9 protein-coding genes are annotated in these 10,371 nt (G+C 64.0%); 3 read left to right on the top strand and 6 right to left on the bottom strand.

Annotated elements, in window-relative coordinates; genetic code table 11:
- The 3 genes from AC1DB0_RS27580 to AC1DB0_RS27570 form a co-directional block, all read left to right on the top strand.
- On the top strand, window positions 1-1,428 hold a 1,428-nt coding region (locus tag AC1DB0_RS27580; protein ID WP_476758303.1), incomplete at its 5' end, for a DUF2345 domain-containing protein.
- Window positions 1,425-3,227 carry an esterase/lipase family protein gene (locus tag AC1DB0_RS27575; protein WP_476758304.1) on the top strand — a complete coding sequence of 601 codons (1,803 nt, stop codon included), beginning with the start codon at window positions 1,425-1,427 and terminating at the stop codon, window positions 3,225-3,227. The genes AC1DB0_RS27580 and AC1DB0_RS27575, both read left to right, overlap by 4 nt.
- On the top strand, window positions 3,224-4,459 hold the full coding sequence (locus tag AC1DB0_RS27570) for a hypothetical protein (protein WP_476758305.1): 1,236 nt from the start codon (window positions 3,224-3,226) through the stop codon (window positions 4,457-4,459). The genes AC1DB0_RS27575 and AC1DB0_RS27570 overlap by 4 nt, the downstream gene beginning before the upstream one ends.
- Window positions 4,460-4,477: 18 nt before the next feature.
- Here the strand turns inward: AC1DB0_RS27570 and AC1DB0_RS27565 are convergent, their stop codons facing one another.
- Genes AC1DB0_RS27565 through AC1DB0_RS27540 form a run of 6 tightly spaced genes read right to left on the bottom strand, consistent with a single transcriptional unit; the run spans window position 4,478 to window position 10,350 of the window.
- A complete protein-coding gene (locus AC1DB0_RS27565; protein WP_476758306.1) occupies window positions 4,478-4,945 on the bottom strand; it encodes a YybH family protein in 468 nt (155 codons plus the stop codon).
- Window positions 4,946-4,971: 26 nt separating this feature from the next.
- A complete protein-coding gene (locus AC1DB0_RS27560; protein WP_476758307.1) occupies window positions 4,972-5,970 on the bottom strand; it encodes an ABC transporter ATP-binding protein in 999 nt (332 codons plus the stop codon).
- On the bottom strand, window positions 5,967-6,956 hold the full coding sequence (locus AC1DB0_RS27555; protein WP_476758308.1) for an ABC transporter ATP-binding protein: 990 nt from the start codon (window positions 6,954-6,956) through the stop codon (window positions 5,967-5,969). The genes AC1DB0_RS27560 and AC1DB0_RS27555 overlap by 4 nt, the downstream gene beginning before the upstream one ends.
- Window positions 6,957-6,990: 34 nt before the next feature.
- Window positions 6,991-7,935, bottom strand: a complete 945-nt coding sequence (locus AC1DB0_RS27550; RefSeq protein WP_476758309.1) for an ABC transporter permease — start codon at window positions 7,933-7,935, stop codon at window positions 6,991-6,993.
- Window positions 7,932-8,879, bottom strand: a complete 948-nt coding sequence (locus tag AC1DB0_RS27545; protein WP_245636445.1) for an ABC transporter permease — start codon at window positions 8,877-8,879, stop codon at window positions 7,932-7,934. The genes AC1DB0_RS27550 and AC1DB0_RS27545 overlap by 4 nt, the downstream gene beginning before the upstream one ends.
- Entirely contained in the window at window positions 8,866-10,350 is a 1,485-nt protein-coding gene (locus AC1DB0_RS27540) for an ABC transporter substrate-binding protein (RefSeq protein ID WP_054426805.1), read from the bottom strand. Before AC1DB0_RS27540 ends, AC1DB0_RS27545 begins: the two co-directional genes overlap by 14 nt.
- Between the last annotated feature and the right edge of the window lie 21 nt (window positions 10,351-10,371).

Genomic DNA, 10,371 nt, shown 5'->3' with positions numbered 1-10,371 from the left:
CCCGAGCCCTGCCCTAAACCCCGCATTGACGGCCCGCAAATGGCCACCGTCGTCGGCCCGCCAAACGAAGAGATCTTTTGCGACGAGTGGGGCCGGGTCAAGGTGCAGTTTCCGTGGGACCGGCTGGGGCAGAACGACGAACACAGCTCTTGCTGGATACGGGTGTCGCAGAACTGGGCGGGCGCGCAGTGGGGGCATATGGCGATTCCGCGAATCGGCCAAGAAGTGGTCGTGCAATTCCTGAATGGCGACCCCGACCAGCCGCTGATCACTTCGCGGGCATACCGTGCCACCAATCTTCCGCCGTATGAACTGCCCCGCCACAACATCCTGCACACCATCAAAAGCAAGGAACACAAGGGCAACCGCGCGAACGAACTGCGGCTGGATGACACGTCCGCACAGATCAGCGCGGCGTTGATAAGTGAGCATGGCGCGTCTGAACTGCATCTGGGCTATTTGACGCATCCCCGGCCGGCGGGTGGTGAGCCTCGTGGCGAAGGGTTTGAGTTGCGCACGGATGCGCATGGCGCGTTACGTGCGGCGAAGGGGCTCCTACTGACGACCGAGGCGCAACTGCGCGCCAAAGGCGGGCAACTGGATCGTTCGGAGATTGCCGGCGTGCTGCAAGCAGCACTGGAACTGGCGCGCAGCCTAGGAGAGTACGCGGGCCGTCATGAAGGCGTCGAACATGACGCCGCGCCCCAGCAATCCCTGACCAACGCCGTGCGCGATCTCGGTCACGGCGCGAATGATCAAGCAGACAGCGCAGGTCAAGGCGACGCCGCCGCGCTGGCGCTCAGCGCGCCCGGCGGCATCGCAGCCGCCACCCCCGCCAGCCTGACGCTCAGCGCAGGCGAACACGTGGACAGCATCGCTCAACGCAATCAGCAACTCAGCGCAGGTGAAAAAGTCGTCATCAACGCGGGCGGCGACATGGGGTTGTTCACCCAAAGCGGCGCCCTGCGCCACATCACCCACCAAGGCGAAATGCTGCTGCAAGCGCAGCACAACGCCATCCGCATCCAGGCCGACCAAAGCGCCGAAATCACGTCCAGCAAACAACACGTGCTGATCGCCGCCGACAAGCACATCACGCTGCTTTGCGGCGGGGCGTATATCAAGATGGCGGGCGGGAATATTGAATTGGGGATGCCGGGCACCTTCTCGGTCAAGGCCGCACAGCACAACTTTGCCGGGCCGCACAGCGCGTCGATGGAGTTCAACACGTGGGACGCAACACCGTTTGATGAYCGCTTCCAAGCCACCCTTTCAGACGGGTCCCCGGCGCGCAACCGGGCATACACCCTCATACGCCGCGATGGCGGACGCATTACGGGAACGACCGACGCCGACGGCTTTTTGTCTTTGCAACAAGACATGCGGATGGACGGCGTCCTGATTGAATGGAACCACGACTCGCCATGACCGAACCCACCAGCCAAGCGCGTGTCGCGCCGACTCATTACGACGCCCGAGGCCAGCAGTGCTTCACCTGGACGTTGACCGACTGCAAGATCACCGACCCCGTGCAGCTTCGCATAGGCCCCGATCTGATTCTGCCCGTGATTTTCATACCGGGGGTAATGGGAAGTAATTTGAAGTCGGTTCCGGAAAATCCAACGCAAAAACCTATACCGGTGTGGACGCTGAACTACGGCTTCACCGGACTGCCAACCGACTTGCTTTCGCAATGGATTCTGAAGGAAGCGGGCTTTCGCCAAACGGTCCTGCATCCCGACCGCGTCGAAGTCGACGATCAAGGCGCCGTACCGCAAGTCGCCTCCGGCATGGTCCAGGAAAACCGGCAACTCCTTCCCGCCGAACGCAAAGCCGCGCTGATGCAACGCTATCGGGAACGCGGCTGGGGCGAGGTCGGCCAAACCAGCTACGAACGCTTTCTGCTGTGGTTGGAGCACGTACTCAACTCGCCCACGGTGCCCCGCCACGCGAACTACACGCTAGCGCTTGGACCAGAACACTGGCTGGACCCTGAAGCGTTGTATCCCCAGCTGAAGCCCGGTATGGAAGTCTTCATGCCGGGATTGAACGGATTGGACCGGAAAGGTCCCGAGACGGGCGTCAAACCCTTGACGAGTGATGACTTGATCGCCGGGGCAAGATTCAATATGCCTGTGCATGCGTTTGGGTATAACTGGCTGGCGTCGAACGAAAACTCCGCGCATCTCTTGAAGGCGCGAATTATCGAGATCATGAATCAGTATGGATCGCGATGCCAGCAAGTACTGTTGATCACGCATTCCATGGGCGGCCTTGTTGCCCGATATTGCGCAAGCTTGCCTGACATGAAGGATCGCATCGCGGGAATTGTTCATGGCGTCATGCCAACGAACGGCGCACCGGTTGCCTATCGACGATGCAAAGTCGGCATGCGCGACGAGAGCTTCGGCGCATCGCTAGTCATCGGTACGCGGGGGCAGGATGTCACCGCCGTGTTCGCGCAATCTCCCGGCGCCCTCGAATTACTTCCGACGGATCAATACGCACCGGGTTGGATGAGGCTATTGCGTTCGGGTAGTGATGCGAGAGAACCAATTGCACGCCCTTTGCCGGAGCCAGGTCGAAGCGCATACGACTCCGTCTATCTGGAACGTCAACGCTGGTGGGGGCTGGTTAACGAGGCATGGCTGAGTCCCGATCAAGGAGAACCTATCCAATGGCACCAATATGCATCGGCGATCCACACTGCCAGAACATTCCATAATTTGCTAGGCAATCACTACCACCCCAACACTTACGTCTTTTACGGCTCAGACGCCAACTTCGCCAGCTTTGAATCCATCCGCTGGACGATTCGCCCTGGCTTGCGTGCGCCGACCGCAAGGTCTCCTTCTTTGCCCATTGACGCCGTCGTCGAATCCCGAACAGAGGATGCCCGCCATAGCGGCCGCTCGCCCATTTATTTAGGAGGCGATTCCCACGCTGGATATGTGCCTGACTACCCCTTGGGATACACGGCAAGACCTCAAAAACTGGAGTACAGCGACTGGGAGCTTCATTGCGACATGCAAGACGGCATCGGTGACGGCACGGTGCCAACCAGCTCGGGGCAAGCCCCAGCTCGGCAAGCCAAAGAAGGCCAAGTTCGCGAACAACTAGAAATGCGCGGATTCGACCATGAAGGCCCTTTCCGTCATACACAAGTGCAGCTGATCACGCTGCAATGGGTCCTCAAAATCGCAGCCCAAGCGAAGACGCCGGCATGAGATCGCTGCTTCTCGCCATAGCCATCCTCACCGCCGCAGTCGTGTGGCACGTTCAACCCTTTACGCCAAAGGAGAATGACCGAATGAACGCGCAGGTTAAAGACACCCGCACTTGGGCATTTGGCCGCCACCTGATTGACCTGCCTTCCGATTGGATCTACAGCACAGGCAGCAGGGTCGAACTGTACTACGGTCTGGATGCGGATTTCACCACGGTCGAAGTCAGGGTGCTGGGGACAGACGTTACGGCTGAGCGATTTACGGACGCGCTGAACGAACGCTCGTCGCAGATTCAGGAAGTCAGCCACAGCTCCGGCAAGTCCATGCTGAACTCCGATGTGCGGCCCAACGCCACCACGGCGCGATTGCGCTACTTCACCAATCGTCTGTTGACCGATTACCGTACCCACGAACTCCACCTTCTCGTCAACGACGTCTACGTCCTCCTCAAAACCCACTCATTCAATAACGTCATGGCCCCGGTAGAAGCCAGACTCACAGCACTGGCCGAGACCATCACAACCGTCTCCGACCCAACTCGGGCCGGCCCCGGCTTCGGCCTGGGACCCATCATCATCCGCGACTGGCATGACCAGGAAGTCGGGTATCTGAGCTTTTTTCTGTCCGGCTCCAACGTCGAACTCGAAACCCGCATCACCGCGCTTCAGCCGAATGCGGCGCCTCGCATTCAAGCGCGCGCCAAAGAACAAATCAATGTTCCTCATAACCGGTTGCGCGCGGGATCGCTCACGATCGCAACCATGCAGGCGGAACAGTTCGCATTCGGATACCGGAACACCGATCACCATGCTTTTCTATTCGTGGCGGAGAATTATCGTGATCTTCCAGGATTCACCCAGCCGTCGGTCCACCTGCGTATGAGAGGGGGTGGAGCCCTGTTGGTGCCGGAGAGCGACGAAGCCCTCCATGACCTTGTCCGCTGGACCCTTCCCCGCTTCGTGCCCAACAAGCACGCCGTGCCGCTCTGGCAACGCCCGCCTCCCCCACCCAACGTAGACGCCACCCTGACCAACGCCGAAGCCGGCGCCGTGTGGGATGCGATGCTGGCCTCGATCCGCCTCCGTCATAACGCCGTTGCGCCCAAACCGCCAACGGCTTTTGACCACCCTGGCAATCCCGAAAAGGCGGCGGCGGACAAGCGGGCGTTGGACGAATTTCTCAGCACCGACGACCAAGGCATGCCTTGGTCGCCGCCGGCTGACGACAACTAACGGGCTGGTTCAGCCCCTTCAACTACGCGCCGGCTTATTCCCGTGGGACACGCTCGGGGTATCGCGGAACAAGGACATATGCGTGTGCGTCGCCACCCACGGCTCACCCACGGCTTCGCGTGCGAACGAGACGGTGGCGCGGCCGACGCGGTCGAAGGGTTTGCCGTCCGGGTGATAGCCGGTGGAATCCCACACGGCCAGGCCCACGGCGAACAGGCGGTCGGGCGAGACGAAGCTTTGCACGTCGTCCAGGCGCCAGATGAAGTCGTCGATGGTGAACCAGACGTTGCGCCACTGCGTCTTCTCGGCGTGTTCGCGGCCGCTGACGAAGTTGGTGTAGGTGCCAAACGCCACGAAGTCGTCGGCGAACAGGTGGCGGGCGGCGGCGTAGTCCACGGCCTGCACGTGGCCGGACAGTTCCTTGAACCAGGCGCGCACGGCGGCGGCGTCGGCGGCGTCAACGGGGGCTAAGGCTTGCACGGACATGACGGGTTTCTCCAAAAAGGGATGAGTTAGGGTGTAGCAGGAATAGGGTCGGCAAACCAGCACGCCACGGCATGGCCAGACGCGCGGGTTTCCAGCGGCGGCGCAGCCAGACGGCAGCGCTCGGCGGCCAAGGGGCAGCGCGGGTGGTAGCGGCAGCCAGATGGCGGCGACATCGGGCTGGGCGGCTCGCCCGACGCCACGGTGTACGCGGGCCTGGTATGGCCGCGTTCGGGTTCGGGGACGGCGGCGAGCAGCCCGCGGGTGTAGGGATGCAGCGGACGCTCGTAGATGTCGTCACGTGCGCCGGTCTCAACCACCTGCCCCGCATACATGATGGCGATGCGGTGCGACACGTGCCGCACCACCGCCAGATCATGCGCAATCAGCAGGAAGGACAGGCCCAGCTCTTGCTGCAAGTCCTGAAACAGGTTGATGATCTGCGCGCGCACCGAGACGTCCAGCGCCGACACCGGCTCGTCCGCCACGATCAGATCGGGCCGGATGGCCAAGGCGCGGGCGATGCCCACGCGTTGGCGCTGGCCGCCCGAGAACGCATGCGGATAGCGTTCCGCCGAATCCGCTGGCAGGCCGACCTGGGCGATCAGTTCACCGACGCGGCGGCGCAAGGCGTCGCGGCCGTCGCTCCAGCCATGCACAATCAGCGGTTCGGCGATGGCGTCAAAGACGGTGTGGCGCGGGTTCAGGCTGGTGGACGGGTCCTGAAACACCAGCTGCATGTGGCGGCGCAAGTCACGCAGCTGCGCGCGGCCGGCATGGGTGATGTCTTCGCCTTTGAAATGCAGCGAGCCGCCGGTGAGTGGCGTGCGCCGCAAGACGGCGCGGCCCAGCGTGGTTTTACCGGAACCGGATTCGCCGACGAGACCCAGCGTCTCGCCACGCGCCAGTTCCAGCGATACGCCGTCCACGGCGCGCGCCAGCACCGGCTTGCCAAACCAGCCGGCCGAGCGCACGGGGTAATGCACGCGCAGATCGCGCGCCTGCAACAACGGAGTCGCGTCGATCATGACACTTGGGTCCAAACGGGAGTAAAGGGGCGCACACAGGCCGCCACCCTGCCCTGGCCAACGTCTCGCAAGGCCGGGCGCTCGGCGCAGGCGGCGTCGGCGCCGGGGCAACGCGGGGCAAAGTCGCAATGGCGGGTGCGGTGGCGCAGGTCGGGCGGGACGCCGTCGATGGCGATCATGCGGCGGCGCGTGTCGGTCAAACGGGGTGTCGCACGCAACAGCCCTGCGGTGTAGGGATGCGCGGGTGCGGCGTACAAGGCGTCGGCGTCCGACAGTTCCACCAGCCGGCCGGCATACATGACCGCGACGCGATCGGCCACCTTGGCGACGACGCCCAGGTCGTGCGTGACCAGCAGCATCGCCAGGCCCAGCCGCTGTTTCAGCTGGGCGAGCAGCTCCAGAATCTGCGCCTGGATGGTGACGTCCAGCGCCGTCGTGGGTTCGTCGGCGATCAGAATTTGCGGATCACAGGCCAGCGCCATGGCGATCAGAATGCGTTGACGCTGGCCGCCCGAAAACTCATGGGGCAGACGGTCCAGCCGTTCGGCGGGTTTTGGAATGCCGACCTGCGCGAGCAGTTCGATGATGCGGGCGCGTCGCTGCGTGGCGGTCAACGGCGTGTGACGCACCAGCACCTCGTCGATCTGCGTGCCGATGGTCAACAACGGGTTCAGCGCGCTCATCGGGTCTTGAAACACCATGGCGATGCGGTTGCCGCGCAAGTCTTCCAACACGCGCGGCGGCGCGGCCAGCAGGTCTTGCCCATCGAACCGCACCTGGCCGCCCGCCACGCGGCCGGGCAAGGTGGTCAGCCCCATCAAGGCGAGCGCACAGGCGCTTTTGCCGGAACCGCTTTCACCGACGAGCGCCAGCGTTTCACCGGCATAGAGGTCAAACGACACCGCGTCGACCGCTTTGACGGTGCCGTGACGGGTCAGAAATTCGACGCTCAGGTCGCGCACGCTCAGCAAGGGAGTCGAGTTCATCGGCGCACCTTCACGCTCAGCAAGGGAGTTGAGTTCATCGGCGCACCTTCGCAATCAGGCGGCGGGCGAAGTCTTTCTCGCGTTCGCGCGGGTCCAGCGCCAGCCGCAGGCGGCTGGCCGCTACGTTCACGATCAACACCGTCAACGCAATGGACAGCCCCGGAAACGTGGCCAGCCACCAGGCGCTGGTCAGATAGTTACGGCCATTGGCCACATCCAGCCCCCACGACACGGCGGGCGGTTGCACGCCCACGCCCAGAAATGACAGCGCGGCCTCCGCCAACACCACCCGCGCAAACTCCAGCACCATCAAGGTGATAAGCGGTGCGGCCAGGTTGGGCAGGATGTGGCGAAACAGGATGCGCCCGGCGCGCGCGCCCGCCATCTCGGCGCTTTCTATATAGGGAAGCTGGCGCACGGACAGCACCACGCTGCGTATCTGGCGCGCATAAACCATCCAGCCGTTCAGAGCCAGCGCCAGGATCACGGTGCCGGGTCCCGGCCCAAGAATCACCAGGATGACCAGCGACAGCAGCAAGCCGGGAAACGCCACGTGCACGTCTACCCAGCGCATCAGCACCGCATCGACCCGGCCCCCAGCAAAACCCGCTATCAGACCAACCAGCACGCCAAACGATGCCGACGCCGCCACCACGGCCGCGCCGATCAGGATGGACAGGCGCGCCCCGTGCAGGATGCGGCTGAAGACGTCGCGGCCCAGGTTGTCGGTGCCCAGCAGATTGGCCCATGAACCGCGCGCCTCCCAAACAGGTGGGCGCAAGCGCGCCGACAGCTTGATGGCGGCGGGGTCGTAAGGCGCCAGCCAAGGCAGCACAATCGCAACGACTGCCAGCAAGGCCAGCAATGACGCGGCCAGAATCCAGCCACGCTGCCGGTCCGACAGCGCGTGCCAGCCGCGCGGCGCAACGGTTGCGGGCGCAGCGTCGGCCGCACCCATCCATGCCGGAACGGTGCTCATACCGCGATCCTCCGGTCGAGCAGGCGGTACAGAATGTCCAGACAGAAATTGATGATCACGATCAGGAACGCAATGAAGAAGACAACGGCCTGCAACAGCACCAGGTCCTGGCGCTCGATGGCCTGGACGGCGGTCTGACCCAGGCCGGGCCACGCGAATACGGTTTCCACGACGACGGTATGACCGGCCAGCATGCCGGCGAACTCCCAGCCCAGCAGCGCCACCGTGGGCACGGCGGCGTTGCGCAAGGCGTGCACGAGCACGATGCGGCTCGGGCGCAGGCCCTTGGCGCGCGCGGTGCGCACGTATAGCGAATTCAGTTCATCGATCAAGGCGGATCGCAACATCATCGCAATGCGGCCCAGCGCAGGCAACGCCAAGGTCAACATGGGCAACACGCTGCTGCCCGGCGCCTCTGAGCCCGACGACGGCAGCCAATTCAACGTCACGGCGAACAACAGGATCAGCAGCAAGCCCAGCCAGAACTGCGGCAACGACAAGCCGCCCAGGCTCAACAGCACCGACAAGCGATCCGCCCATTGCCCTGGCCGCAACGCCGCGATGATGCCCAGCGGCACGCCCGCCACGATGGCCACGCCCAATGCGCCCACGCACAGCGTCAGCGTGCCGGGCAGGCGTTCCAGCACGATGTCCATGGCGGGACGCTGCTGCCAGATGGAGTTGCCGAAGTCGAACAAAGCGATGTCGCGCAGATAGTGCAGGTATTGCGACCAGATCGGGCCGTCCATGCCTAGCGCCTGCGCCAGCACGGCGCGGTCGGCGGCGGAGGCGTCGACCGGCAGCATGGCTTGCACCGGGTCGCCCACCAGCCGCGTCACGATGAACACGATGGTGGTCACACCCAGCACAACCAGCAGCCCCTGCATCAAGCGGCCCAGCAAGAAGCGCGGCAAGCCGCGCCCGGCATGATTATTCGACGACACGAATGTCCTTCACCGGAATCAGGCCATCGACACGCGGCGCGAAGTCGATCCGCTTGGACAGGCCGAAGATTTCGCCGCCTTCCAGCAGGAACACCAGATAGGCTTCGTCGCGGCCAATCTTCAGCGCCTTGGAGTACAGGGCCTGGCGCTTGGCCGGGTCCGCTTCCTGGCGCGCCTGATCGATCAGGCCCTTGAGTTCGGCGTTGTCATTGGCCGCGGCCACGCCGCCATCGGCGTAGTAGGCGCTAAGCGTGCGGTCGGCGTCCAGCAGCTGGTTGGAATGGCTGCTGCTGATCTGCGCTTCGGTGGGCACGCGGTTCTTGTTGATGGCGTCCAGGTATTCCGCCCAGGCCAGCACGCGGAAATTCACTTTCAGGCCGGCGGCTTCCCAATAGGCGGCAATGGTCTCGGCCAATTCCTTGTCTTTCAGCCAGCGGCCGGACGGCGCAACCAAGTCAATGGACTTGCCATACGCGCCCGCGGCCTTCAGCAGCTCGGTGGCGCGCGCCGGGTCATACGGATACGGCTGGATGCTGGCGTCATAGCCAAACCAGCCCGGGGCCAGCAACTGGCCGTGCGACACGGCCGCGTAGCCGCCGTACAAGTCCTTGGCCAAGGCTTCCTTGTCCACCGCGTAGTTCAGCGCCTGGCGCACGCGCACGTCTTTGGTCAGGCCCTTCAAGGCGTTCAGCGACACAAAGGGCAAGTCGGTGCCTTGCAGCGTCACGGCCTTGGCGACCCGCTTGGTGTCTTCGGGCAACACATTGGTGATGAAGTCGAAGTCGCCCGCCCGCAGGCCCGACAAACGCGTGCCCGGCTCCGCCACGAAGCGGTAGGTGGCGCGGTCCACGTTGCCCACGGACGACGGGTTCCAGTAATGGGGGTTTTTCGACAGGACGATACGTTGGCCCTTGGCCCATTCCGTCAACACATACGGGCCGCTGCCCACGGGCTTCTGGCCCAGACTGCCGTCGGCGGCGGCCGTGGGCGATACGATGGTCAGCCACGACAGCCGCGCGGGCAAGGCGGGGTCAGCGCCATTGGTCAGCACACGCACCGTCACGGCGTCGACCGCTTCGGCGCGCTTGATGCCCAGGAAGAACGGGCGCTGGCGCGAGGCGGTCTTGGGGTCGACGATGCGGTTGATGCTGGTGGCCACGGCGGCGGCGTCCAGCGCCTGGCCGTCACTGAATTTCAGGTTGGGGCGCAGCGTCACTTCCCAGCTGTCGGCGCCCGTCTGGCGCGGCAGCGCGGTGGCCAGTTGCGGCACCAGCTCACCCTTGGGCGTGCGCGTGATCAGCGTTTCGAAGATGTTGCGCGACACGGCGCGCTCGGAACCGTCTTGCGCCGTTTGCGGGTCGAGCGTGGACGGCTCGGTGCCCAGCGCCAGCGTGATATCGGCCGCGTGGGCGGCGGTGAAAACAGACGCGGACAGAGCCAGGCTCAAGCCCAGGTAGCGTGTACGGTTCATGCGCACTCCGGATCAAAGGAC

Source organism: Achromobacter sp. 10T422 (assembly GCF_056394065.1).
Note: the sequence above shows the minus strand (reverse complement) of the source record. Positions and strands in the feature narration are given on the sequence as shown.

Bases quoted from the DNA above. Each gene is read 5' to 3' on its own strand.
- AC1DB0_RS27575 (WP_476758304.1), top strand. From the start codon at position 1,425: ATGACCGAACCCACCAGCCAAGCGCGTGTCGCGCCGACTCATTACGAC.
- AC1DB0_RS27570 (WP_476758305.1), top strand. From the start codon at position 3,224: ATGAGATCGCTGCTTCTCGCCATAGCCATCCTCACCGCCGCAGTCGTG.
- AC1DB0_RS27565 (WP_476758306.1), bottom strand. From the start codon at position 4,945: ATGTCCGTGCAAGCCTTAGCCCCCGTTGACGCCGCCGACGCCGCCGCC.
- AC1DB0_RS27560 (WP_476758307.1), bottom strand. From the start codon at position 5,970: ATGATCGACGCGACTCCGTTGTTGCAGGCGCGCGATCTGCGCGTGCAT.
- AC1DB0_RS27555 (WP_476758308.1), bottom strand. From the start codon at position 6,956: ATGAACTCGACTCCCTTGCTGAGCGTGCGCGACCTGAGCGTCGAATTT.
- AC1DB0_RS27550 (WP_476758309.1), bottom strand. From the start codon at position 7,935: ATGAGCACCGTTCCGGCATGGATGGGTGCGGCCGACGCTGCGCCCGCA.
- AC1DB0_RS27540 (WP_054426805.1), bottom strand. From the start codon at position 10,350: ATGAACCGTACACGCTACCTGGGCTTGAGCCTGGCTCTGTCCGCGTCT.